Annotated in this window: 23 protein-coding genes; 9 read left to right on the top strand and 14 right to left on the bottom strand. The window is 71.4% G+C overall.

The window, feature by feature from the left end:
• Positions 1-29 precede the first annotated feature (29 nt).
• On the top strand, positions 30-275 hold the full coding sequence (locus tag AC0VYD_RS03650) for a hypothetical protein (protein WP_473041055.1): 246 nt from the start codon (positions 30-32) through the stop codon (positions 273-275).
• An 81-nt stretch (positions 276-356) separates the two neighbouring features.
• Here the strand turns inward: AC0VYD_RS03650 and AC0VYD_RS03655 are convergent, their stop codons facing one another.
• The 8 genes from AC0VYD_RS03655 to AC0VYD_RS03690 form a co-directional block, all read right to left on the bottom strand.
• Entirely contained in the window at positions 357-1,361 is a 1,005-nt protein-coding gene (locus tag AC0VYD_RS03655) for a sugar phosphate isomerase/epimerase family protein (protein ID WP_475478588.1), read from the bottom strand.
• Between the two features lie 78 nt (positions 1,362-1,439).
• Entirely contained in the window at positions 1,440-1,796 is a 357-nt protein-coding gene (locus AC0VYD_RS03660; RefSeq protein ID WP_475478589.1) for a ThuA domain-containing protein, read from the bottom strand.
• A gap of 180 nt (positions 1,797-1,976) precedes the next feature.
• Entirely contained in the window at positions 1,977-2,849 is an 873-nt protein-coding gene (locus tag AC0VYD_RS03665) for a sugar phosphate isomerase/epimerase family protein (protein ID WP_475478590.1), read from the bottom strand.
• On the bottom strand, positions 2,850-4,061 hold the full coding sequence (locus AC0VYD_RS03670; protein ID WP_475478591.1) for a substrate-binding domain-containing protein: 1,212 nt from the start codon (positions 4,059-4,061) through the stop codon (positions 2,850-2,852).
• 6 nt (positions 4,062-4,067) lie between these two features.
• Positions 4,068-5,162, bottom strand: a complete 1,095-nt coding sequence (locus AC0VYD_RS03675; protein ID WP_475478592.1) for an ABC transporter permease — start codon at positions 5,160-5,162, stop codon at positions 4,068-4,070.
• Complete coding sequence (locus tag AC0VYD_RS03680) at positions 5,159-6,238, bottom strand: ABC transporter permease (protein WP_475478593.1); 1,080 nt, start codon at positions 6,236-6,238, stop codon at positions 5,159-5,161. The genes AC0VYD_RS03675 and AC0VYD_RS03680 overlap by 4 nt, the downstream gene beginning before the upstream one ends.
• Positions 6,235-7,794 (bottom strand): sugar ABC transporter ATP-binding protein, encoded by a 1,560-nt coding sequence (locus AC0VYD_RS03685; RefSeq protein ID WP_475478594.1) that lies wholly within the window; start codon positions 7,792-7,794, stop codon positions 6,235-6,237. The genes AC0VYD_RS03680 and AC0VYD_RS03685 overlap by 4 nt, the downstream gene beginning before the upstream one ends.
• Positions 7,791-8,957: a Gfo/Idh/MocA family protein gene (locus tag AC0VYD_RS03690; RefSeq protein ID WP_475480170.1), complete on the bottom strand. Its 1,167-nt coding sequence runs from the start codon at positions 8,955-8,957 to the stop codon at positions 7,791-7,793. Before AC0VYD_RS03690 ends, AC0VYD_RS03685 begins: the two co-directional genes overlap by 4 nt.
• Positions 8,958-9,072: 115 nt before the next feature.
• On the opposite strand from AC0VYD_RS03690, the gene AC0VYD_RS03695 reads away from it, so the two are divergent.
• Together AC0VYD_RS03695 and AC0VYD_RS03700 are read left to right on the top strand one after the other, a co-directional pair.
• Positions 9,073-10,305 (top strand): ROK family protein, encoded by a 1,233-nt coding sequence (locus AC0VYD_RS03695; protein ID WP_475478595.1) that lies wholly within the window; start codon positions 9,073-9,075, stop codon positions 10,303-10,305.
• A gap of 68 nt (positions 10,306-10,373) precedes the next feature.
• On the top strand, positions 10,374-10,658 hold the full coding sequence (locus AC0VYD_RS03700) for a hypothetical protein (RefSeq protein WP_475478596.1): 285 nt from the start codon (positions 10,374-10,376) through the stop codon (positions 10,656-10,658).
• Positions 10,659-10,703: 45 nt separating this feature from the next.
• Here AC0VYD_RS03700 and AC0VYD_RS03705 read toward each other — a convergent pair whose 3' ends face one another.
• From AC0VYD_RS03705 to AC0VYD_RS03720, 4 genes are all read right to left on the bottom strand, one after another.
• Entirely contained in the window at positions 10,704-11,615 is a 912-nt protein-coding gene (locus tag AC0VYD_RS03705) for a hypothetical protein (RefSeq protein ID WP_475478597.1), read from the bottom strand.
• Positions 11,616-11,676: 61 nt separating this feature from the next.
• Complete coding sequence (locus AC0VYD_RS03710; RefSeq protein WP_475478598.1) at positions 11,677-12,588, bottom strand: hypothetical protein; 912 nt, start codon at positions 12,586-12,588, stop codon at positions 11,677-11,679.
• A 119-nt stretch (positions 12,589-12,707) separates the two neighbouring features.
• Positions 12,708-13,277 carry a hypothetical protein gene (locus AC0VYD_RS03715; RefSeq protein ID WP_475478599.1) on the bottom strand — a complete coding sequence of 190 codons (570 nt, stop codon included), beginning with the start codon at positions 13,275-13,277 and terminating at the stop codon, positions 12,708-12,710.
• 206 nt (positions 13,278-13,483) lie between these two features.
• Positions 13,484-14,116, bottom strand: a complete 633-nt coding sequence (locus tag AC0VYD_RS03720) for a DUF6069 family protein (RefSeq protein ID WP_191268684.1) — start codon at positions 14,114-14,116, stop codon at positions 13,484-13,486.
• 89 nt (positions 14,117-14,205) lie between these two features.
• Between AC0VYD_RS03720 and alr the strand changes: the two genes are divergently transcribed.
• The 6 genes from alr (at position 14,206) to AC0VYD_RS03750 (ending at position 19,209) form a co-directional block, all read left to right on the top strand.
• Positions 14,206-15,333, top strand: a complete 1,128-nt coding sequence (gene alr / locus AC0VYD_RS03725) for an alanine racemase (RefSeq protein ID WP_475478600.1) — start codon at positions 14,206-14,208, stop codon at positions 15,331-15,333.
• A gap of 117 nt (positions 15,334-15,450) precedes the next feature.
• Entirely contained in the window at positions 15,451-15,963 is a 513-nt protein-coding gene (gene tsaE / locus AC0VYD_RS03730) for a tRNA (adenosine(37)-N6)-threonylcarbamoyltransferase complex ATPase subunit type 1 TsaE (protein WP_475478601.1), read from the top strand.
• 12 nt (positions 15,964-15,975) lie between these two features.
• Positions 15,976-16,647, top strand: a complete 672-nt coding sequence (gene tsaB / locus AC0VYD_RS03735) for a tRNA (adenosine(37)-N6)-threonylcarbamoyltransferase complex dimerization subunit type 1 TsaB (RefSeq protein ID WP_475478602.1) — start codon at positions 15,976-15,978, stop codon at positions 16,645-16,647.
• Positions 16,635-17,120 carry a ribosomal protein S18-alanine N-acetyltransferase gene (rimI, locus tag AC0VYD_RS03740; RefSeq protein ID WP_475478603.1) on the top strand — a complete coding sequence of 162 codons (486 nt, stop codon included), beginning with the start codon at positions 16,635-16,637 and terminating at the stop codon, positions 17,118-17,120. Before tsaB ends, rimI begins: the two co-directional genes overlap by 13 nt.
• The gene (gene tsaD, locus AC0VYD_RS03745; RefSeq protein ID WP_475478604.1) at positions 17,113-18,144 is read left to right on the top strand and encodes a tRNA (adenosine(37)-N6)-threonylcarbamoyltransferase complex transferase subunit TsaD; all 1,032 of its coding nucleotides are present in this window, start codon (positions 17,113-17,115) and stop codon (positions 18,142-18,144) included. Before rimI ends, tsaD begins: the two co-directional genes overlap by 8 nt.
• A 108-nt stretch (positions 18,145-18,252) precedes the next feature.
• On the top strand, positions 18,253-19,209 hold the full coding sequence (locus AC0VYD_RS03750) for a zinc-binding dehydrogenase (protein WP_475478605.1): 957 nt from the start codon (positions 18,253-18,255) through the stop codon (positions 19,207-19,209).
• A gap of 82 nt (positions 19,210-19,291) precedes the next feature.
• On the opposite strand, the gene AC0VYD_RS03755 is transcribed toward AC0VYD_RS03750, so the two are convergent.
• Entirely contained in the window at positions 19,292-21,430 is a 2,139-nt protein-coding gene (locus AC0VYD_RS03755) for a coiled-coil domain-containing protein (protein WP_475478606.1), read from the bottom strand.
• Positions 21,431-21,813: 383 nt separating this feature from the next.
• The gene (locus tag AC0VYD_RS03760; protein WP_475478607.1) at positions 21,814-23,085 is read right to left on the bottom strand and encodes a THUMP-like domain-containing protein; all 1,272 of its coding nucleotides are present in this window, start codon (positions 23,083-23,085) and stop codon (positions 21,814-21,816) included.
• Positions 23,086-23,246: the final 161 nt, after the last annotated feature.

The following is a 23,246-nucleotide window of genomic DNA, read 5'->3' on the forward strand; positions in this document are numbered from 1 at the left end:
TGACCACCCCCCATGGCATGGAGACCCCTATGTTCCGGATCGCGATCAGTCAGCTCACCGACGGCGGTCGGCGCATCACGCCGGAGCACCGGAGCACCGCCATGTCCGTGGACGAGGCGGTACTGGCCCTTCGCGAACACCTGCCCACCGTCGACACCAGCGCGTTCCACAGCGAGGCGGTCCAGCGCTCGGTCAACCGGGTCAACGACTTCCGCCACGACGTGGACACCGCCGACGGCGGCCACTACCGCGTGGTCATCGCCCCCATGATGTGAACCCGGCCGCACGGGCCCGGCCCGCACCGGGACCCGGAGCGCCGCGGACCACGGAAGGGCCGCAGGCCCCGGGGCCGGTGGTCAGTCCGAACCGAAGGCGGAGTCGAAGGACGCCTCGGGCGGGTCGAAGGCGTTGGCCCGCACGAACCGCACCGCCTCGGCCGCCCCGGTCAGGCGGTCCATGCCGGCGTCCTCCCACTCGATCGAGATCGGCCCCTGGTAGCCGATCGAGTTCAGCACGCGGAAGCACGCCTCCCAGGGCACGTCGCCGCGGCCGGTGGACACGAAGTCCCACCCGCGGCGCGGGTCGCCCCAGGGCAGGTGCGAGCCGAGCCGCCCGTTGCGTCCGTTGCCCACCCGCTTGCGGGCGTCCTTGCAGTCCACGTGGTAGATGCGGTCGCGGAAGTCCCACAGGAAACCGACCGGGTCGATGTCCTGCCACACCATGTGGCTGGGGTCCCAGTTCAGCCCGAAGGCCTCCCGGTGCCCCACCGCCTCCAGCGCCGCCTGGGTCGACCAGTAGTCGTAGGCGATCTCGGAGGGGTGCACCTCGTGGGCGAAGCGCACACCCACCTCGTCGAACACGTCCAGGACCGGGTTCCAGCGGTCGGCGAAGTCCCGGTACCCGGCCCGGATGACGTCGTCGCCGACCGGCGGGAACATCGCCACGTACTTCCAGATCGCCGACCCGGTGAAGCCCACGACCGTGGACACGCCCATCCTCGCGGCGGCCCGGGCGGTCAGCTTCATCTCCTCGGCGGCACGTCGGCGGACCCCCTCCGGGTCGCCGTCGCCCCACACCCGGGAGGGCAGGATGTCCCGGTGCCGTTGGTCGATGGGGTCGTCGCACACCGCCTGGCCCAGGAGGTGGTTCGAGATCGCCCACACGCCCAGGCCGTGGCGCTTGAGTACGTCCAGGCGCCCCTGGACGTACCCGTCGTCCACCGCGGCGCGGGTGACGTCGAGGTGGTCGCCCCAGCAGGCGATCTCCAGGCCGTCGTAGCCCCAGGACGAGGCGAGCGCGCACACCTCCTCGAAGGGAAGGTCGGCCCACTGGCCGGTGAAGAGGGTGACCGGTCTGGTCATCGGGTTGCCTCCATGGTGTTCGGTGCGGGGGTGCGGGGGTGCGGGGGTGCGGGGGTGCGGGGGTGCGGGGGTGCGGGGTCACAGCGCGGTCAGTCCGAGGCCGGTGAGCCGGTCCCGGGCCCAGTCCAGCTCGGCGGCGACCCCGGCGATCAGCCCGCCCCCACCGACGTCGAAGCGGGCCAGGTCCTGCGGGTTGAAGACCTCGGCGTCCTCGGTGTGCTCGGTCTCGAAGCCGTGCTCCTCGGCGAGGGCCTCGTAGAGGGCCACGCCGTAGGGGATGGAGTCGTGTCGGAAGCCGGTGGTCCTGGAGAAGATCAGGGCGGTGAACGGGTCCTGCCCGTCATCGTCCCCCTGTGCCGGGACCGACGTCAGCCCGAGGGCCAACGCGATGCTCGCCGTGACGGCGCCCAGCGCTCGGAGGGGTCTTGTGATCACGGGAAACCTCACCGGGGGGTGGGGGGTCGATGAGTCCGTGCGGCGTGCCGACGCCGACGGCAGGGACGGCAGAACGCGTTCGCGTGGACGACCGGGGGCGGTCGTGCAGCGGGCGCGAACCGTCGGAGAGTTCCTGCTATCGCGTTCGGGAAGCGGGGAGTGGCCGCCTCATCGGTGTGATCAGTGCACGGCGGCTCCTTCCGTCGGGGGCAGGGAACGCAGGTGGGCCAGGCCGTCGACCGCGATCGCGTCCTGGGATGCGGCCAGGGGCCGCCACACGGACGCGGCCGTGGCGATGCTGGCATTGTCGGCCGTGAACGACTCGATGACCAGGGGGCCCGAGTAACCGGTCCGGTCCAGTGCGGTCACGATCCGTGACCAGTCCAGGTGGTCGGCCCCGGGTGCGCCCCGGTCGTTCGCGCAGACCTGGACGTGGTGGATCCTTTCTCCGGCCCGCTCGATCGCGGCCGCCACGTCACGCTCCTCGATGTTCATGTGGTAGAGGTCCAGCGCCAGCCCGCAGTGCCGGGCGGGCAGGTCCGCCAGCGCCTCCAGGGCCTGGTCGACCGTGTTGAGCACGCTGGTCTCGTACCGGTTCAGCGGCTCCACGGCCACCCGGACCCCCGCGGCCGCGGCGTGCTCGACCACGGGGGCGAGCGCCTCGGTGAGTTCCGCGCGCAGCCCCGCCCGCTCGGACGGGGACATCCGCCAGGTGCGTCCGACCGAGGCGTAGGCCGGGCCCGCCACGACGGTGGAACCGACCGTCGCCGCGGCGTCCACGACCCGCCTCAGGTAGTCCTGGGTCGCCGTCCGGGTGGCCGGGTCGGTCGCGACCAGCTCCCGCCCCGGCCCCATCACCAGCACGACGCTGGCGTCCAGGCCCAGACCGTCCAACAGCGTCCGGGCGCGCCGGGGGGCCCAGTCACCGGTGTTCTCCACCGGTAGTTCGAGCACGTCGAACCCCCACCCCGCGACACGGGGCGCGATCCGCTCCAGCGCCTGGTCGGTGAGCGGTGACGTCCACACCCAGGTGTTGACCCCCAGCGCGCGCATCTACCGGTCCACCCAGGCCTCGGGGAAGCCCGGCAGGTCCTCGCCGCCGAACTTGGCGTAGTGCAGGGAGGGCATGGCGGAGTTGCGCTCCAGGTAGTCGTCGAGCTCGTCCTCGCGGATCGGTTCCTGCGGCAGCACCCACTCGGCCGGGACCTCCTCGCCCGCCAGGATCATGCCCGCCGCGATGACCGGGGTCCGCCACTGGAAGTTGGAGTACACCGGGGCGATCGCCGTCAGGTCCTCCTCGTCCCACTTGCGCATGAAGCTCAGCTCGTCCTCGCCGGAGATCACCGGGTAGGGCCGGCCGGCGTCCTCGAAGGCCTCCAGGCCCGCGACCGCGCCGTCGCCCGCGTCCATCCAGATGCCGTCCACGTCGCCGCGCTGGAGGTGCTGGGAGACCAGGTCCTTGATCTGGGCCCCGTCGCCCTCGGTGAACTCGAAGCCGAGGACCTCCAGCTCGCTCTCGCCGAAGACCTGCTGGGCGGCGGCCCAACGGTGTTCGAGCACGTCCACGCCGGGCAGGATGCGCAGCGCCAGCACCGTCGAACCCGGGTCCAGGTTCTCGACCAGGAAGTCGGCGGCGTCGGCGCCGTAGGCGTAGCCGCCGATCGGGTGGATGAACGTGACCATGCAGTCGGAGTTCACGCCGCGGTCGAAGACGATGACCGGGACGCCGCTCTCACAGGCGGTCTCGACCGCGGGGGTCAGGGTCGCGGTGGTGGACGGCGAGATGATGATCGCGTCGCAGTCCCCGGCGTCCACGAACGCCTGGATGTCGGAGATCTGCTGGTTGTCGTCGTCGGCCGCGTCCGAGGAGCGGAAGTCGCCGATCCGGCCCTCCTCGACGAGCTCCTCCACCTGCTGCTCCATGGTGATGAAGCCGGTCACCCGCCACGGGTTGGACACCGAGGCGTTGGAGAAGCAGACGGTGGCGTCCCCGGGGTCGTCGATCGCGAACGCGGAGGTGTCGATCCACTCGGGCTCGATCGCCTGCATCCAGGGCTCGTCATCGGGGCCCTCCGGGGTGATGTCGCGCTGGGCGAGCTGGGTGTCGAACTCGGCCTGGTCGAACCACTCGGCGTCCGGCGTCAGGGAGCCCTCCTGTCCGCCGTCCGCGGCGCCGGGGGCGCCCTCGGGATCGTCGGTCGTACAGGCCGTGAGTACCAGGGTGAGGCTGGCGGCGCCAGCCAGGAGTACGCGTGGCACGCGCATGGGGGGTTACCTCCTGGGAGAGTCGAGCGGTTGCTCGGTCGGGCGGTCCGGTCGCCGTCTCAGGCGCTCCGGCAGTCGTAGGTCGCCGCGGCGCGAGGCGTAGGCCACGGCCGCGATGATGATGAGCCCCTGCGCCGTCGGCTGGATGGTCGACGGCAGGTACAGCTGGTTGAACAGGGTGAAGAGCGCCTCGACGGTGAGGGCGCCGAGCACGGCGGCCACCACGGTTCCGCGGCCTCCGCCCAACACCACGCCGCCGAGGACGACGGCCGTGATGGCGGTGAACTCCAGGCCCTCACCGACCTGGGCGGTGACCCCCGCGAAGCCGCCGATGAGGATGGCCGCGACGGTGGCCGCCAGGGAGGAGCCGACGAAGGCCAGGGTGCGCACCCGCCACACCCGGACCCCGGAGAAGGCGGCGGCGGTGTCGTTGTCACCGGTCGCCATGAGCGTGCGCCCGTAGGGCGAACGCATCAGCAGCACCGCTCCGGCGGTGATGACCGCTGCGATGACCAGCGCCCAGGGGATCTGGCCGAGCACCGGGACGCCCTCGATGCCGTGTCGGCCGAACACGCGGAAGCCCTCCGACAGGGCTCCGGTGGGCGCACCTCCGGTCCAGTGCCGCACGGCGCCGAAGAGGATCAGCATCGTGCCGAGGGTGGTGATGATCGACGGGACCCTCAACAACGTGGTGACCAGGCCGTTGACCAGGCCGACCAGCAGACCGAAGAGCAGCATCACCCCGATCACCGGGAACGTCATCGACTCCTCGCCGTCGATGAGGCGGGCGGCGATCACGACCTGGGCGCCCACCAGGGAGCCGACCGAGAGGTCGAACTCCCCGGAGACGATCACCAGGTACTGGCCGATCGCGAGGATGACCAGCGGGGCCACCTTCTTCGCGAACGCCATCAGCGGCGGCCCCTCGAAGAACGACGGGTTCTGGGTGGCGATGACCGCGAAGATCAGCACCAGCAGCACCGTCACCGTTCCGGTCCCGCTCCGCAGCAGGGAGAGCACGGAACCGGGCCGACGGGGGGCCGCGCCGGCGGCCGGTACGCGCTCCGGGGGACGGGAGGGCGTGGGGGCTGGGGGTGTCATCTCTTTCCTCCCTGGGCCAGCGGTTCCGGCGAGGGCGGTGGATCCGGCGGGCCGGCGGCCGGGGGCGGCGGCCCGCCCGAGGGGAAACGGACCCGGACGGCTGTCCGGGAGAGCTGGCTCCGGGCGTAGAGGGCCACGGCGGCGATCACGATCGTGCCGCGCAGCACGTCCTTGACGAACGGGTCGATGCCCAGGGTGTTGAACACCGTGTCCAGCGTCGCGAGGATGAACACCCCGGCGACCGTCCCGGCAACGCCGCCGCGGCCGCCGAGCAGGTAGGTGCCGCCGAGCACCACCGCCGCGATGGCCTCCAGCTCGTAGCCGTTGTTGTAGACCAGCGTGTTGCCGGTGCCGAAACGGGACGCCAGGAGCAGACCGGCCACCCCTGCCATCACCGAGCACAGCACGTGCGCGGTGATCACGGGCATCTCCGGCCGGACCCCGGACAGGCGGGCGACCTCGGCGTCACCGCCCACGGCGTACATGTGGAAGCCCATCCGGGTGCGCCGCAGGTACAGCACGGCCAGCACCGCCAGGACCAGCATGACCACGGTGGACACCGGGAACACCCCGATCCGGGAGAGCCCGAACGTCTGGAACGCGGCCGGGATCGACCCGGTCGGCCCCTGGAACTGCGTGTCCAGGTACCCCTTGATGACCAGGCCGGTCCCCAGGGTGGCGATGAAGGGGTTGACCCGCAGCCTGGTGACGACCAGCCCGTTGGCCAGGCCGATCAGCGCGGCCAGGCCCAGGGTGGCGCCGACGCCGAGGAGGATCCGGGAGGGGTCCCCGGCCATGGTCAGCCCCGCGACCACCGTGGACAGGGCCGCGACGTAGCCGACCGACAGGTCCAGGGAGCGGCACAGGATGACCAGGGTCATCCCGATGGCGAGGAAGCCCAGCAGGCTGCTCCGGGTGAACAGGTCCACCGTGTTGGCCGCGGTGAGGAGGCTGGCGCCCCGGGCGGCCACGAACACCGCGCTGACCAGCAGGAGGCCCGCCAGGGCGAGGTAGACCAGCCCGGTGGTGCCCAGCCGGGAGCCCAGGTCCCGGGCGGTGGTGGGGACTCGGGTCACGGGGCGGCCTCCTCGTGCCGGTGCGGCTCGGTGGAGCCACCGCGCGCGCTCTCGTGCGCGCCGTCGGGGGGTGCGCCGGTGGCCAGGGCCATCACGGCCTCCTCGCTGGAACCGCCGGGGAGCTCTCCCGCCACCCGGCCGTCCCCGAGCACGACCAGGCGGTCCGCCATACCGATCAGCTCGGGGAGTTCGGAGCTGATCAGCAGGATCGCCACCCCGCTCGCGGCGAGTTCGCGGATCAGGGTGTAGACGGCCTGTTTCGCACCGACGTCGATCCCGCGGGTGGGTTCGTCGAGCACCATCACCCCGGGGTCGGTGGCCAGCCACTTGGCCAGGACGACCTTCTGCTGGTTGCCGCCGGAGAGGTAGCGCACCTCCTGGTGGTGGCCGCCCCGGGCGACCAGTTCCAGCGCGGAGAGGATGCCGGGGATCCGCCGGGCGCGCCGGCCGGAGCCGAAGGGTCCGACGGCGTCCAGGACGAGGCGGCTGTTGGCCAGGATCGACTGGTTCAGTGACAGCCCCTGGGCCTTGCGGTCCTCGGTGACCAGGGCCAGGCCCGCTCGGACCGCCTGCCGGGGCGAACGCGGGTCGGCCCGCCGCCCGTCCACGCTGACCTCGCCCCGGGTGAAGCGGCCGATCCCGAAGAGCGCGTGTGCGATCTCGGTCCGGCCGCTGCCCTGGAGTCCGGCCAGGCCGACGATCTCACCGCCGCGCACCTCCAGGTCGATCCCGTCCAGTTGGGCGTTGCCGCCGCCGCGGACGGAGAGGCGGACCTCGCCCACGTGTTCGCCGCGGGGTTCGAGGCGTTCGGGGAAGACGGCGGAGACGGGGCGCCCCACCATCTTGCGGACCAGGTCGGCCGGTCCGGTCCCGGCGGCCGGGCCGGTGTCCACCAGGTGGCCGTCCTTGAGGACGGTGATGGTGTCCGCCAGGTCGAAGATCTCCCTGAGGCGGTGGGAGACGTAGAGGACGCCCACCCCGCGTTCGCGCAGGCGCCCGATGATCCGGTAGAGCACCTCGACCTCGTGGTCGGCCAGCGCGGCGGTGGGTTCGTCCATGGAGATGACGCGGGCGTCGTGGGAGAGCGCCTTGACGATCTCCACCACCTGCTGTTCGGCCACGGACAGCGAGCGGACCCTCGACCGCGGTTCGATCCCCTCCAGCCCGAGGTCGTCCAGGAGCCGGGCGGTGGCCCGTTCCATGGCGCCCTCGTCCACGAGTCCCCGGCGCCGGGGCTCCCGGCCGAGGAACACGTTCTGCGCGACGGTGCGTTCGGGGAGGAGGTTGAACTCCTGGAACACCGTGGCCACGCCGGCGCGCTGCGCCTGCACGGGGTGTTCGAAGGAGACCTCCCGGCCGGCGAGCTCGATCCGCCCGCCGTCGGCGCGGTGTACCCCGGCGAGCACCTTCATCAGCGTGGACTTGCCCGCGCCGTTCTCCCCGACCAGGGCGTGCAGCTCCCCGGCGCGGAGTTCGAGGTCGACCCCGTGCAGGACTCGGACACCCAGGAAGGACTTGCTGACGCCGGTCATCCTGAGCAGGGGGTGGGTGCTCATGCCCCGCCCACCTCCGGGGTCTCGGCCGCAGGGACGTCGACCCACCGGCGTTCCCGGGCCGAGGCCAGGACTGCCTCGGCGAGGACGGCGGTCCGCAGGCCGTCGGCGAAGACCGGGAGGCCCTCGGGCGCGCTGCCCGCGATGGCCGCCGCGGTGTCCGCGACCAGGGAGTTGAAGCAGTCCTGGTAGCCCTGGGGGTGGCCGACGGGCAGGCGGGACAGCCGTGCGGCGTCGGGGCTGAGCGCGGGGTCATCGCGGGAGACGGTCCCGGTGCGGCCGCGCCCGCCCGCCCACAGGGTCTCGGGCTGTTCCTGGTCGAAGCGCAGGGAGCCCTCCGTGCCGGAGACCTCCAGCACGAGCTGGTTCTTGCGTCCGGGGGAGACCTGGCTGATCACGGCGCTGCCGACGGTGCCGCCAGCGGTGGTGAACTGGAAGGTCACCAGGTCCTCGGTGGTGACCGCGCGTCCGCCGTCCTCCCCGCGGGTGTCGGCGATGCGGGAGGTCTGGGCGCTGACGGCGGTGATGCGGTCGCCGGTGACGAACTCGAGCATGTCGCACCAGTGGGAGCCGATGTCGCCGAAGGCGCGGGTGGGGCCGCCGACCGTCGGATCGACCCGCCAGTTGTCCTCCTCCGGGTAGAGGAGCCAGTCCTGGAGGTAGCCGCCGTGGGCGAGGCTGACCCGGCCGATCGAGCCCGCGGCGACCCTGGCCCGGGCCTCCCGGACCATGGGGTGGAAGCGGTAGACGAAGGGGACCACGGCGACCCGGCCGACCTCGCGCGCGGCTCGGGTGAGCTCCCGCGCGGTCCCGGCGTCGGTGGCCAGCGGTTTCTCGCAGACGACGTGCTTGCCGGCGGAGAGGGCGGCCAGACTCAGGGGGGCGTGCAGGTGGTTGGGGGTGCACACGTGCACCACGTCCACGTCGGGACCGCGGACGAGTTCGAGGGCGTCTGCGTGGGCTCGGGCGATGCCGTTGGCGGCTCGGAACACCTCGGCTTTTTCGGGGGAGGACCCGGCCACTCCGACGACCTCGCCCCCGCTGGCGCGAACGGCGTGGGAGTGGACCCGACCCATGAAACCGGTTCCGATCACCGCGGCCCGGTAGGCCCCGGGGGTGGCCGGTCCGGAGGCTGGGGCCTCATCCGGACCTGTGACCTTCTTCACTGACATGTCCGAGACGTTACGTCCGACTTATGTCGAGCGTCAAGCATAAGTTGCCGGATGTGGACAAAATAGCTGGAGTGGGATCGATCAATAGATCCTGTGCTTCACTGGTTCCATGACGGAAGACGCGCTGACGGCCCCGGGAGCCCCGGGGGCGACACCCCTGCGGAACCCGGGCGCCACCACTGCCGCGCCAGGTGCCGGAACCCTGCTCCGGCTGCTCCGCGACGGCCGCCCACGAACCCGCTCCGAACTGGCCTCCGTCACCGGACTGGCCCGCTCCACGGTGACCCAGCGCGTGGACGCGCTCCTGGCCAGCGGCCTGATCGGTCCGGCGGGCGAGGCCGTCTCGACCGGTGGGCGGCCGCCCACGACCTTCTCCTTCCGGCCCGACGCCCGGGTCGTCCTCGCCGCCGACCTCGGCGCCACCCACGCCCGGATGGCCCTCACCGACATGTCGGGGACGGTGCTCGCCGAGGACCGCGCCGACATCGACATCGCGCTGGGGCCCGAACCCGTCCTGGACTGGGTGGTCGACCACGGCCGGACCCTGCTGGAGTCCGCGGGCCGCGGTACCGACGACCTCCTCGGCTTCGGGGTTGGCCTGCCCGGCCCGGTCCAGCACTCCACCGGGCGCGCGGTCAACCCGCCGATCATGCCCGGCTGGGACCACTTCGACGTCGCCGGCTACGTCAACAGCCGGATCGCCCGGCCCGTGCTGGTGGACAACGACGTCAACATCATGGCGATCGGCGAACACCACGCCACCTGGCCCACCGCCAGCCACCTGCTGTTCGTCAAGGTCGCCACCGGCATCGGCTGCGGGATCGTCAGCGAGGGGCGCGTCTACCGCGGCGCCCAGGGGGCGGCCGGGGACATGGGGCACATCCACGTCCCCAGCGGCGACGACCGTCCCTGCCGCTGCGGCAACACCGGCTGCCTGGAGGCCGTGGCCAGCGGCCACGCCCTCGCCGAGGCGCTCACCGCCGAGGGGATCCCCGCCTCGGGGGCCCGCGACGTGGTGGAGCTGTCCCGCAACGGCTCCGTGCCCGCGCTGCGCGCCCTGCGCCAGGCCGGCCGGGACATCGGCGAGGTACTGGCCGCCTCGGTGAACATGTTCAACCCCTCGGTGATCGTCATCGGCGGCGCGCTCGCCCTGGCCGGGGACCACCTGCTCGCCGGGGTACGGGAGATCATCTACCAGCGGTCGCTGCCGCTGGCCACGGAGAACCTGAGCATCGTCTCCTCCAGGGCCGGCGAGAGCGCGGGCGTGATCGGGGCCGCCGTCATGGTGATCGAGCACTGCCTGAGCCCCGAGCACGCCGAAACCCTGGTCATGGGCGGCTGACCCCCGGCCCGCAGGACACGGTCCCGGCGCGGACCCGTTCCGTCGGTACCGCGCGGCAGGATGTCCGGATGGACAACGCAACCCTCGTCGAGGTCCGGCGCCGACTCCTCTCCGGCCCCCGCAGGTCCTGGGTGCTGTTCGAGCACGGGTCCTGCGTCGTACTCACCGACCCAGGGGCGGACCCAGCGGAGCAGTCGAGTGAGCTGCTGCGGGAGCACGGCCCCGTGCACCCGGGCGGTCCCGCCGGTGACTTCGCGATCGGGATGACCGGGCGTTCGCAGCGCCACCGGGACGGCACCGACCCCGTCGTCGTCCACGTGGAGGACCGACGCGGAGCCCCGGAGCCCGGGTAGGCGGCTCTTCCCGGAGGCGGGGCGGGACGGGCCCCGCCTCCGGACTCAGGAACGGGCGAACGGCACCCGCCACCACCAGTGCCCGTCCGGCACCCCGGACGGCACCGCATCGGGAACGGCGCCCTCGGCCTGCGGCAGCCCCTCCTTCAGCTCCTCGTCGACGTCGTCGACGTCCTCCGGTTCGACCAGGGCGAACGTCACCGCGCCGAGGAAGCCCTCGAACAGGTTCTCCAGCATCGACCGGTACAGGCAGGCCGCGTACCACTCCTCGGCGGGGCCGGTGGCCAGCCGCTCGGTCCGGGACAGCAACCTGCGGATCTCCCCGCCCCGGACCCCCGCGCCCTCAGCGACGAGCAGCCGCTGCTCCTGTGTGCCGACGAGGCGGGCCGAGCCGATTCTGGCGCCCCAGAGCAGCAGCAGCGACTGGTCGAGGGGCACTTCTGGGTCGGCGAGGTCGACCCGGGCACGGTCCAGCAGCTCTTCGGGCGTTCCGGTGAAGGTGTGCACGGGCTTCGCCGGGGGCGCGGGCCAACCGTGGTCGGCCAGGTAGGCCATGCCGTCGCTCCGCACCTCCACCAGGGTGGACAGGGTGACCGCGGCCAACGGGTTCACGGGGACGGCCCGCTCGAAGACCAGGCGCAGCACCCCGTCGTCGACCCCCTTGGACCTTGTCCGCCCGCTCCGTACGGTCTCTGAAGCGGAGGCGTGGTACGAGGGGATGGGGTTCGCGCGCTCAGCGGAGGGCAGATCGTCCAGACGGCGCATGACGTGCGTCGCGGCGTTGACGGGTGAGTCGAAGCCGATGCGGTCGGCGGACTCGCGCAGGGTCTGCACCACGGCCCGGGACCCGGCCTTCAGGTCGACCCGTACGCCGCCCCGGCCCAGGGCGTTCACCTCTGCCAGGTCCCGCTGGAGTCGGTTCTCCACCGGGGATCGGTTGCTGTCGGAGTTCGTCATTCGATGTCCCAGTCTTCGATGTAGTGGTTGCAGAGGAGGAGCTTCGGGTGCCGCCCGTTCCTCAGGTCTGGCCTGGTTCAGGACTCTCTGGCGATTCTGATTTTCTGAACATCGTCGGTACGACGACGCCTGTGCGCTCGCGGTAGAATAATTTGGCGAAGAGTACGTTTCTTCGCGGCGAACGGTCCTCCGGCTCCCCGCCCTGCTCTTGTGGAATCTCCCTTTCGAACGTTATCTCGGCGCCACGGCCCTCGCGGTATCTTTGGAAGCTGGTGACCGCACCCTCCCTGAGGGTCTTCTCCAGACTGTTGAGGTAGGCTTCGACAGGGTGAAGTCCTTCTCGCTCCTCGGCCGGAAGTTCCATGTAGTGCTTGCGGGCGTGGTAGATCGTGGAGGTTTCTTTTCCCATTCCGATCAATGCGGCCTGTCTTCGGAGGAGATCCACGATTTCCGTGTCGCTCGCAGTGAGGTCGATGTGTGTGGATTCTTCACTCCGCAGGCCGCCGAGGATTTCTTTGTCCTTCTCAAACTCCTGTTGGACGTCCAGGTCCGAGTGGAGAATCTGATATTTCGCCTTCTTGAGTTGCTCCACATTGGACAAATCAGGGTGGTTTTCGAGGACATCGTCCAGCGCGGCGTCGTAGAAGGACTTGAAGTACTCGTACCTGTAAGCGCGCTCCTTGAGGTCGGGGGCCCCTTCGAGGGCGAAGCGCAACCCTTCGGCCATTACGGGGCGCACCTCGTCAGATGATTTCCCAGTGGTGCCCATGTGCTCGTAGGCATTATCCACCACCGACTGCGCCAGGCGTTGCCAGGCACGCCCGGTGGGGTCATTGCCGCCCCTCAAACGGTTGATGGCGTCGCCGCTCATGCCGGCCCACTGGAGCGCCGTTTCCAGCTGTCGGGCCTTGAGTTCCCGAGCCTGTTCCCTGCGTTCCTGTCGTGATGGTCCGGCGGGGGGCGGAGTGTTCATAGGAATGATCCCATCAGGGGTGGGGGGTTTCTGTTGGTTCGGCCTCTTCATCGGAGGCGCCGGTCACCGCGTTTCCCAGCCATCGGGGCGGGAGTCGTGGCGCCTCTCATTTGGGGCGTTCACGGGGAGTCGAAGTCCTCCGGGAAGATGTCACCGTAGAAGTATCCGCCGATTTTTCCGTCGATTTCTCGCTGGCTCATGTCCAGGCGCGTGGGCACGCGCCACCACCAGTGGGACTCAGGGACCCACCCAGGAATTTCCTCGGGCGGGACGGGCGGGATTTCATCGGCCTTCTGGGTGTAAAGGGAGTCGACATAGTCCAGTGCGTCGGAGTCGTCCGGGTGCATGAGGTCGGCGAAGGGGACGAATTCGTCGATCAGGATCTGGATCTTGCTCCGGTAGTAGCATGCCTTCAGGAAACCGTCCCCCGAGCTGCGCAGGGAATATTTTCGGCATTTGAAAAAATAGACCCTGAAGCCGAGTCGGTTTCCCTCCATCCGGAGGAGTCCGGCAGCTGCTTCCGTGAAACCGGGAGACCAATTACGGCCGTGGCGGCGGTTGTCCGCCCACAGGGACCTGATGCCTTCCGCGACCCCGGGGAAACCTCTGGTGGCGTTGGGGGCGGCTTCGTCCGCGTTCTCTCGGAGGAGATCGAGTACCACCTGCTCCTCGGGCCTAAACTGATCCATGATCTCCTGACTCCGTTTTGTCAAACACTGTTGCTGTTCCGGTTCCCGCCGAAGGGGCTCGGCCGATGCGATGCGGCGGTGCGCGGGTTGGTTCGGAAGGGGCGGCGCACGGCGAATCCCGGCACGGCACTCCGGGAACACGAAGGGGGCGGGGCCCCGCTTCCGGGCCCCGCCCCCTGGCGTACGGTTCGTACGTCGTCCCGCGGTCAGTCGTCACGGATGCCGTGGCGGGCACGCTCCTCCTCCGCCCTCTGGCGCTCCGCGCGGTAGCGGGCGGCGTCGTACTCGGCGTCCTCCTCCAGCGCGCGGTAGCGCTCGGGGTCGTACTCCCGCTGGTTCACGTCGGGAAGGACGCCCTCGTGTCGCAGCGCGGGTCCCGGGCGGCGGCCGGACGAGGCCGGAACCCGGCTGATGATCGCGGTCCTTCCGACCCCGCGCAGCAGCGAGGCGATCGCGACACCGCACACCAGGTTGATCAGACCCGTGGCGATCTGGCTGGAGATCTCGGCGCCCTGGGTGAAGGGCGTGACGGCCGCGATGGCCGTGGCCAGACCGACGATCCAGCCGAAGAACGAGATCGCCCGGGGCGCGGACAGCAGCAGCAGGTGCAGCAGCGCGGTCGCCAGGAGCGCGACCACGCCCGCCAGGAGCGCGTAGCCGACCGTTCCGGCGTCCCCCAGGTACCCGGCGTCCTCCGGGGCCAGCACCGGGATCCCGAAGATCCCCCTGACCACCAGGGTTCCGGCGAAGATGACCAGTGCGGCGACAACCGCGGTGGCCAGACCGCCGGACCAGAGCCGGGTCACGTTGACGGCTCGTTCACTTCCGTTTTCGTTCATACCGATATCCCCAAATAGGGCTCGAACTCGGTCGTAGCCCACATACCCGCAGCTCCGCAGCGGTAATCCACGCGTGGAACACTGTGGACATGGCTCCTTTCGCGCATGCTCGCGTCGACCTCGACGCGATCACCTCCAACGCCCGGCTGCTCCGTGAGCGGGCCGGGGGAACACCGCTCATGGGAGTGGTCAAGGCCGACGGTTACGGCCACGGAATGCTGCCCGCCGCGCGCGCCCTCGTCGCCGGCGGTGCCACATGGCTGGGGACCGCGTTCGTCAAGGAGGGGCTGGAGCTGCGCAGGGCGGGCGTCACCGTGCCCGTGCTGTCCTGGATCATCCCCCCAGGAGAGCCGGTGGGCGAGGCGATCGAGGCCGGGATCGACCTCGGGGTCAGCCACCGGGCCGTCCTGGACGAGGTGGTCGCCGAGGCGCGTCGGCTGGGCCGGGTCGCCCGGGTCCAGCTCAAGGCCGACACCGGCCTGCACCGCGGCGGGGTCGACCGGGCCGACTGGGAGTCGGTGGTCGGCGCCGCCGCCCGCGCGGAGGAGGAGGGCCTGTTGAAGGTCAGCGGGGTGTGGTCGCACTTCGCCTGCGCGGACGAGCCCGGCCACCCCTCGATCCGGGCGCAGCTGGAGGTGTTCCACGAGGCGCTTGAGGTCGTGGAGAAGGCGGGGCTGACCCCCGAGGTCCGGCACATCGCCAACTCGGCCGCGCTGCTGACCCTGCCCGAAGCCCGGTTCGATCTGGTCCGCGGCGGTATTGCGAGTTACGGACTGTGCCCGATCCCCGATTATGACGTGCCCGGATTGCGTCCCGCGATGACCCTCGAAGCCAAGGTCGCACTGACCAAACGGGCGCCCGAGGGCAGCGGCGTCTCCTACGGCCACCGCTACTTCACCCGGAGTGAGACCACGCTGGCCCTGGTGCCGCTGGGCTACGCCGACGGGGTGCCCAGGGCCGCCACGAACAGGGGTCCCGTCCTGCTGGGCGGCCGTCGCCGCACCATCGCGGGAACAGTCTGCATGGATCAGTTCGTTGTCGATGTGGGAGACGACCCGGTGGAGGCGGGCGAGTACGCGGTACTGTTCGGCGATCCGAGCGAGTGCCCGGCCGTTCCCACCGCCGAGGAGTGGGCCGAAATCCTGGACACCATCCCGTACGAGATCGTCACCCGGGTCGGTGTACGGGTTCCCCGCGAGTACACCGGCGGGGCCTGACGCTCTGCCCGATATCGGTCACGAACCTCCTCCACCCCGCCTAACCTGGGTGAAGAGGTAACTTCGGCGCGCTCGGCCGCCGCCCGGACCACTCACCCGAACGAGCCTGCGAGAGCCATGACAGACACCACAGCCACCACCACAGGCGCGCCCCGCGTCCACGCGGTCACCGCCGCCACGGACGAGGAGATGCGCGTTCTGGGCCGTGACCTCGCCGCCCTCGCCCGCCCCGGAGACCTGCTCATCCTCTCCGGCCCCCTGGGCGCGGGCAAGACCACCTTCACCCAGGGCCTCGGACAGGGCCTGGGCGTGCGCGGCTCGGTCACCTCGCCCACCTTCATCATCTCCCGGATCCACCCCTCCCTGACCGGCGGTCCCGCCCTCGTGCACGTGGACGCCTACCGGCTCGGCGGACCCGCGGAGATCGACGACATCGACCTGGACATGACCCTCCCCGAGTCGGTCACCGTCGTCGAATGGGGTGAGGGCGTGGCCGAGGGCCTGGCCGACGACCGGCTGGAGATCCGGATCGAACGCCACCCCGACGACACCCGTACCGTCCACCTGCGCCCGGTCGGCGCCCGGTGGGCCGACATCGACCTGCCCGGCGCCGTCGCCGGGCGCGGATAGGCGGACAAACCAGTGCTGCTCCTGGCCTTCGACACCGCCACCCCGGCGGTCACCGCAGCCATCGGCGAGACCGGTCCCGACGGCGCCTTCACACTGCGCGCCGCCGCGGGTTCGGTGGACGCGCGCCGCCACGGCGAACTCCTCACACCCACCATCCAGGGCCTGCTCGCCGAGTCGGGCCTGACCCTGGCAGACCTCGACCACATCGCGGTCGGCACCGGCCCCGGCCCCTACACCGGACTGCGGGTCGGCCTGGCCACCGGCCACGCCCTCGCCGACGCCCTGGGCATCCCCTGCCACGGGGTCACCACCCTGGACGCGCTGGCCTTCGCCACCAAGCGCACCGAACCCTTCCTGGGCATGACCGACGCCCGCCGCAAGGAGGTGTTCTGGGCCCGCTACGAGGACCACCTCACCCGGACGGGCGAGGTCCGCGTCGACCGGCCCGCCGAGATCGACACCCAGGGCCTGCCGCTGGTCGGCGACGGCGCCCGGATGTACGCCGAGGCACTGGGGGCCGAGGCGAACGAGCCGCTGCTCCCGGACGCCGCCGCCATGGCCGAACTGGCCCTGCTCCGCCTGCACCGCGGCCAGGGCCTGCCCGAACCCAACCCCCTCTACCTGCGCCGCCCCGACGCGGTCGAGCCCGGCGCCCCGAAGAAGGTCCGACAGTGGGTGAAGTGACCGAGCGGACGCACCTGCGTCCGATGACCACCGACGACGTCCCGGCCGTCATGGCCCTGGAACGCGCCCTGTTCCCGCTCGACGCCTGGAGCGAGGGCATGCTCCGCGATGAGCTCGCCGAGACCGCCACCCGTCACTACCTGGTGGCCGAGTCCGGGGAGCCCGGGGACGCCGCCGTCGTCGGCTACGCGGGGCTGCGGTTCGTCCCGCCCGAGGGCGACGTGCAGACCATGGCCGTCGCCGAGCCGGTGTGGGGGAGGGGGATCGGCCGGGCGCTGCTCACCGGGCTCCTCGCCGCGGCCGGCGAGCGCGGTGTCACCGACATGTTCCTGGAGGTGCGCTCGGACAACCCGCGCGCCCAGGACCTGTACACACGCTTCGGCTTCGAGGCGATCGGCGTACGCCGGGGCTACTACAAGGGTGCGGACGCGATCGTCATGCGGCGCGTCACGGAGAAGGGGACCGATGAGTGAGCCGTTGATCCTGGGGATCGAGACGTCCTGCGACGAGACCGGCGTGGCGCTGGTCCGGGGCTGTGAGCTGCTCGGTGACTCGGTGGCCTCCAGCGTCGAACAGCACGTCCGCTTCGGCGGGGTCGTGCCCGAGGTGGCCAGCCGCGCGCACCTGGAGGCCATGACGCCGACCGTGCGCCGTGCCCTGGACAGCGCCGGAGCGGAGCTGTCCGACGTCGACGCGGTCGCTGTCACGGCCGGGCCCGGCCTGGCCGGTGCGCTCCTGGTGGGGGTCTCCGCGGCCAAGGCCTACTCGATGGCCCTCGGCAAGCCGCTGTACGGGGTCAACCACCTGGTGGGGCACGTCGCCGTCGACCAGCTGGAGCACGGACCGCTGCCCAAACCCGCGATCGCCCTGCTCGTCTCCGGCGGCCACACCTCGCTGCTGCTGGTCAACGATCTGGCCACCGACGTGGTCTCGCTCGGCGACACCGTCGACGACGCCGCCGGCGAGGCCTACGACAAGGTGGCGCGGCTGCTGGAACTGCCCTACCCGGGCGGTCCGCCCATCGACCAGGCGGCGCAGCGCGGCGACCCCAAGACGATGCGCTTCCCGCGCGGCAAGTGGGGCGACGGCACCTACGACTTCTCCTTCTCCGGGCTGAAGACGGCCGTGGCCCGCCACGTGGAGGACACCGACCGCAGGGGCGAACCCCTGGTGGTGGCCGACATCGCCGCCGCCTTCCAGGAGTCGGTGGTGGACGTGCTCACCCGCAAGGCCGTCGACGCCTGTGTGGAGCACGGGGTGAGCACCCTGGTGATCAGCGGCGGCGTGGCGGCCAACTCGGCCCTGCGGGCCCTGGCCCAGCAGCGCTGTACCGAGGCCGGGATCGAACTGCGCGTCCCGCGCCCCCGCCTGTGCACGGACAACGGTGCGATGATCGCGGCCCTGGGCGCCGAGGTCGTGGCGGCGGGCCTGCCGCCGTCCTCGCTCGACCTGGCCACGGACACCTCCCTGCCGGTGGGTTCCCCGCTGGCCGTGTAGCAGGGCCGAAGCTCCCACGGGGCCCCGCCGACCGGCCGGTCGGCGGGGCCGTGTGTTTCGGGCACCCGGGACTGGAACGCGGCTCGGTCTCCGTGGTTGGGTACGGGTATGTTCGCCATCACCGCAGCACGCATCTCCTTCGACGACCCCCTCTCCGGGCTGGAGGCCGGTGAGCGGCCCGACCCCGAACCCCGCGAGGGGTGGACCACGGTCCGGGTCAGGGCCGCCTCGCTCAACCACCACGACCTGTGGAGCCTGCGCGGGGTCGCGCTGGGCGAGGACCGGCTCCCGATGGTCCTGGGCGGCGACGCCGCCGGGATCGACGAGGACGGCAACGAGGTGATCGTGCACAGCGTGATCACCGAACCCGCGGCCCCCGGCCGGTCGCCGCGGTTCTCCCTGCTCTCCGAGGTCCACGACGGCACCCTCGCCGAGAAGGTGCTGGTCCCCAGGGAGAACCTCCTCCCCAAGCCCCCGGAGCTGTCCTTCGAGGAGGCCGCCTGCCTGCCGACGGCCTGGCTGACCGCCTACAGCATGCTCTTCGGCAAGGCCGACCTGCGCCCGGGGTCCACCGTCCTGGTGCAGGGAGCCGGGGGAGGGGTCTCGGCGGCGCTGATCACCCTGGCCTCCCGGGTGGGGCACCGGGTGTACGTCACCAGCCGCAGCGAGGCCAAGCGGGCCGGCGCCCTGGAGCTGGGCGCGTACGCGGCTCTCCCTTCCGGTGAGCGGCTGCCCGAACGGGTGGACGCGGTCTTCGACTCGGTCGGACAGGCCACCTGGAAGCACTCGATCCGCTCGCTCAAGCCGGGCGGTGCCGTCGTCACCTGCGGCGCGACCAGCGGCGACGCCCCTCCGGCCGAGCTCACCCGGGTGTTCTTCCTCCAGCTCCGGGTGCTGGGCTCCACCATGGGCACCAGGGAGGAGCTGGCGGCGCTGGCCGAGATGTGCGTGCGCACCGGGATCCGCCCCCGGATCGACCGGGTCCTGCCGTTGAGGGACGCACGGGAGGGCTTTCGCGCGATGGCCGACGGAGAGCTGTTCGGCAAGGTCGTCCTGACCCCCTGACCCGCGTTCGGACAGCGGGAGGGGCCCGGAGCGTTCGCTGCTCCGGGCCCCTCCTCAACCTGACGGGACGGTCGGCGGGTGTTTACTCGTCGTCGTCATCGTCGTCGCGGCGGCGCTTCTTCTTGCCCTCCCGGCCCGGGCGCAGCAGCGCCTCGGCCAGGGCGAGCACCGTCTCCTCCAGGGAGGAGAACCGCTTGGTGATGTCGTCGTGCGAGTTCTCCACCGCCTCGGTGACGGTCTCCTCGAACTCGTGGCGGTCCGGGCGCTGCTTCAGCTCGCGGATGACCGGCTCCACCGCGGAGGTGACGTGCGAGTCGATCTCGTCGAGCTTGCCGGAGTGGTCCAGCAGCGGGCGGTCCACCAGTTCGGTGAGGCGGCGGTGCAGCTCGCTGACCTCCAGGGTCTGCGGCAGCTGGTTGAGGCGCTGGTTGAGCGCCTCGAGGCGGTCGTCGATGGCCTCCATCCGGCCGTCGACCCCCTCGAAGTGGCCGCTGACGCCCTCGAACTGCCCCTCGACCCCGTTGACCCGGCCGTCGATCCCGTCCAGGCGGCCGTTGAGGCCGTCCAGGCGGCCGTCCACCCGGTCGATCTTGCCCTCGACGCTCTCGAAGCTTCCCTCGAAGTGGCCCTCGAAGGTGTCGAACCGGTCGGTGAGGCGGCCGAGCTCGTGGTCGACCTTGCCGGTGATCTGCGACAGGTGGTTGTCCACCTTGCCGTTGAGCCCTTCGCGGTGCCGCTCCAGCCGCTCGTCGAGCGCGCTCCGGTGGGTCTCCACCTGCTCGGTGAGGGCCTCGGTCAGGGTCTGGTGCCGCTCCTCGGCCTCGGCGGCCAGCCTGGCGTTGTCCTCGGTGACGAAGGTGCGCAGCTCGGCGAGGTCCGCGGCGACCTTCTCGGCGTCCTCGGCGATCCGGGCGGAGAGGGCCTCGGTGCGCTCGGCCACCGAGTCGCGCAGGCCCTCGGCGGTGGCCTCGGCGTGCTCACGGGTCTCGGTGCGGCCCAGCTCGATCTGCTCGTCGAGCTCGGACAGGCGCTGGCGCAGGTGCGAACGCAGGTCGTTCAGGGAGCTGTCGTGGTTCTCCCGCAGCTTGGCGAGCGAACCGGTGACGTCGGCGACGGCCGCGGTGGCCTCGGCGTGGTTCTCCTCGGCCTGGGTGTTCAGGTGGCCGAAGCCCTCGGCGACCTTGTCGGCGAGGGCTTCGTGGCGCTCCTCGGCGGTGGCGGCGAGGGACTTCAGGTCCGAGGCGAGGACCTCGTGGCGCTCCTCCGCGGTGGTGGTGACGGCCTTCAGGTCCGAGGTGAGGGCTTCGTGGCGCTCACCGGAAGCGGTGGCGAGGGCGCCCAGTTCCTCGGCCAGGGCCGTGGTGCGCTCGCCCAGCTCGCCGGTGTTCTCCTGGAGCTTGCCGAGCAGCGTCTCGTGCTGTTCGGCGGTGCGCTCCTCGAAGAACCCGCGCAGTTCGGCCGTGCGCTCGTCGAGGGAGGAGGTGAGCTTCTCACCGAGGCCGGTGCTGGCGGTGTCGAGGGCCTCCCGGCTCTCCCGGACGGCAGTGGCGAGGGTCTCGCGGCTCTGCTCGATCGCCTCGGCCAGTTCGTCCTTGCCCTCGGACAGGGAGGTGCGGACCGTGGTGGTCAGCTCCTCGTGGCGTTCGCCCAGGGTGGTGTCGAGGGCGGACAACGAGGCTTCGATCTGTTCGGCCCGGCCGTTGAGGCTCTCCAGGGCCGCGTCCAGGGCGTCCAGCCGGGTTCCGACGGTCTCGCTCAGCGCGTTGACGCGCTCACCGACCTCCGCGACCTGCTCGGCGGTTCGGTTGCCGGTCTCGGACATGCGCTGGAGACGGGTGAGGGCGGTGTCGAGGTGCCCGGCGACGCGGTGGGTGTCCGCCCGCAGGGACGGCATGTCCGACAGGGGCTTGACCTGCTGTCCGACGACCTCTATGTGTTCGGCGAGGGCTTCGGCCCACTCCGGCGGGCGCGCGAGGAAGTCGTCGATCCGGCCGTCGACCGCGGTGATCGACTCGGCCAGGGAGGTGAGTTCCCGTTCGCGCAGTTCGCGAAGCAGCCACTCCATCCCCTCGAGGCGCTGGCGCATCTCCTCGCTGACGGCGCCCTGGGACTTCTGCTCGGAGACGTGCTCCTGGGCGGCCTGGGAGAGCAGGTCACGCATCCGGTCGGAGACACCGGCCTGACCTCCCCCGTTGAGGAAGTTGTGATTGGTCTGTTCCACCGAGGTGCTCCTTATGGTTCTGGCGCTCCCGTCCGCGTCCGGCCCGTCGCACGGGGGCCGTGCCGGGAGGACGGGTTCTCGATGGTCCCCGGGTGGGCGTCGTTCCGCGCCAGTTGTGCCCCACTGTGATTGAAGTGTGACTGTACGTACACACGGGGGGCGTGGGCCGAGTGCGAGCCGAACCGCGGGGCGGATCAAACAAGCACGGCCTTCCGGGTGAACCCATGAGAAGGGAAAGAATTCAGCGGCGCCAGTTTAACGACATCACCCCGTGTAACCCCAGGGGTTCGCGAAAGATATGGGTGTGGGAGATAACGATACGGTCTGCGCGCCGTGTCCGGAACGCCGTTCGGGAGGGCCGAACCCCGCTCCCCGGGGCCGGATCAGCTTCCCGAGGGCTCCGTGACCTCGCGGCACAGCAGGTAGAAGGGCCTTTCCCCGATTCGGGTGAGAACGATCGTCACCGATTCCGGACCGGAGGCGCGCAGGTCGCGGCGGAGTTTCTCGGTGTCCACCGCCGAACCGCGTTTCTTGATCGTTACCGTTCCGGCACGGTGGGCCCGAACGGAGGAGCGGAGCCGCTTCAGCGAGAACGGCGCGAACTCCACGACCTCCAGCAGTCGCCACAGAGGTGAGGGCTCCGCCCGGTCCGAGGTGAAGTAGGCGATGCGCTCGTCCAGCAGGGCGCCGTCCACCCGCGCGGCGGCCTCCGCCACCAGGTGGGAGCGGACCACGGCCGGATCCGGGTCGTACAGGTAGCGCCGGGCCGCGGCGACGGGCGCGGGCCCCAGGTCCGGGTCCGCGTCCAGGTGCGCGACCGAGCCCTCGCGGGCCAACAGGCCGGAGCGCTCGTGCAGCACCGTCGCTCGGCGGCCGGGTCCCCGGGCCAGGGTCCCGAACCACAGCGCGGTCTCCTTCAGTTCCCCGTCCACCGAGATCCACTCGGCCGAGGCCGTCTCGGGCAGCGCCTCGTGCGGGATGCCCGGAGCCGCCTTCAGGCAGGCCGCCTCCGCCCCCTCCGCCAGCCGGGTGGCCACGTCCCACGGCGGGGAGTAGGCGGCGGGGTCGAAGACCCGGCCCCGCCCGCCGCGCCGGGCCGGGTCGCAGAACAGGAGCGGATAGTCGCCGGGGGCGACCCCGTTCACGTCGCCCTCGCGGACCCGGGCGTGTCCGGCCAGGCCCAGCGCCTCGATGTTGGCGCGGGCCACAGCCACGGTCAGCGGGTCGGCGTCCACGCCCTCCACCGGAACGCCACGTCCGGCCAGGGCGAGCAGGTCGGCGCCGATCCCGCAGCACAGGTCGCCCGAGGCCGCACCGCCCCCCACGGAGTCGGGCAGGCTCCGGGCGGTCCGCTCGGCCCGGTACTCGGCGACGGTCCGGCGGGTGGACTGCTCCAGGCCGTTCGGGGTGAAGAACATTCGCCCGGCGTTCTCCCCGAATTTGGCCCGGCCCCGAGCGCGCAGACCAACCTGGGTCATGACCGCGTTGACCAGCTCCGACACCGGCAGGTCCGGGTCGAGTGCGGCCACCTTCGGATCCTGGCGCAGCCGGGAGGCGGCCGTCAGCGGGTCCCGGGCGGCGGCCGCCGGGTCCACCCCCGCCAGGACCTCCCGCCCCGCGTCGGTGAGCAGCGCCGAGAAGGCGGGCACGCGCATGGATCCTCCTGCTGTGGGCACGACGGTGTGGCGGGCCGTCCCCGTGGCCAGGGCCCCCGCCACATTTCCATTCTGGCACTCTCGGGGGTAGAGTGCTAAATGCGACGAGGCCGGTCTGGCACCCGCGACGACAGGCCGCCGCGGTCGCCCCTTTTACGCAG

The organism is Nocardiopsis sp. iso_40 (assembly GCF_056173285.1).

What these genes read in the sequence shown, in the direction of transcription:
- AC0VYD_RS03675 (WP_475478592.1), bottom strand. Translation starts at nt 5,162, where the DNA reads ATGACACCCCCAGCCCCCACGCCCTCCCGTCCCCCGGAGCGCGTACCG.
- AC0VYD_RS03705 (WP_475478597.1), bottom strand. Translation starts at nt 11,615, where the DNA reads ATGACGAACTCCGACAGCAACCGATCCCCGGTGGAGAACCGACTCCAG.
- AC0VYD_RS03760 (WP_475478607.1), bottom strand. Translation starts at nt 23,085, where the DNA reads ATGCGCGTGCCCGCCTTCTCGGCGCTGCTCACCGACGCGGGGCGGGAG.
- alr (WP_475478600.1), top strand. Translation starts at nt 14,206, where the DNA reads ATGGCTCCTTTCGCGCATGCTCGCGTCGACCTCGACGCGATCACCTCC.
- tsaE (WP_475478601.1), top strand. Translation starts at nt 15,451, where the DNA reads ATGACAGACACCACAGCCACCACCACAGGCGCGCCCCGCGTCCACGCG.
- AC0VYD_RS03715 (WP_475478599.1), bottom strand. Translation starts at nt 13,277, where the DNA reads ATGGATCAGTTTAGGCCCGAGGAGCAGGTGGTACTCGATCTCCTCCGA.
- AC0VYD_RS03685 (WP_475478594.1), bottom strand. Translation starts at nt 7,794, where the DNA reads ATGAGCACCCACCCCCTGCTCAGGATGACCGGCGTCAGCAAGTCCTTC.
- AC0VYD_RS03695 (WP_475478595.1), top strand. Translation starts at nt 9,073, where the DNA reads ATGACGGAAGACGCGCTGACGGCCCCGGGAGCCCCGGGGGCGACACCC.
- AC0VYD_RS03720 (WP_191268684.1), bottom strand. Translation starts at nt 14,116, where the DNA reads ATGAACGAAAACGGAAGTGAACGAGCCGTCAACGTGACCCGGCTCTGG.
- AC0VYD_RS03650 (WP_473041055.1), top strand. Translation starts at nt 30, where the DNA reads ATGTTCCGGATCGCGATCAGTCAGCTCACCGACGGCGGTCGGCGCATC.
- AC0VYD_RS03655 (WP_475478588.1), bottom strand. Translation starts at nt 1,361, where the DNA reads ATGACCAGACCGGTCACCCTCTTCACCGGCCAGTGGGCCGACCTTCCC.
- tsaD (WP_475478604.1), top strand. Translation starts at nt 17,113, where the DNA reads ATGAGTGAGCCGTTGATCCTGGGGATCGAGACGTCCTGCGACGAGACC.
- AC0VYD_RS03750 (WP_475478605.1), top strand. Translation starts at nt 18,253, where the DNA reads ATGTTCGCCATCACCGCAGCACGCATCTCCTTCGACGACCCCCTCTCC.
- AC0VYD_RS03670 (WP_475478591.1), bottom strand. Translation starts at nt 4,061, where the DNA reads ATGCGCGTGCCACGCGTACTCCTGGCTGGCGCCGCCAGCCTCACCCTG.
- AC0VYD_RS03665 (WP_475478590.1), bottom strand. Translation starts at nt 2,849, where the DNA reads ATGCGCGCGCTGGGGGTCAACACCTGGGTGTGGACGTCACCGCTCACC.
- AC0VYD_RS03710 (WP_475478598.1), bottom strand. Translation starts at nt 12,588, where the DNA reads ATGAACACTCCGCCCCCCGCCGGACCATCACGACAGGAACGCAGGGAA.
- AC0VYD_RS03700 (WP_475478596.1), top strand. Translation starts at nt 10,374, where the DNA reads ATGGACAACGCAACCCTCGTCGAGGTCCGGCGCCGACTCCTCTCCGGC.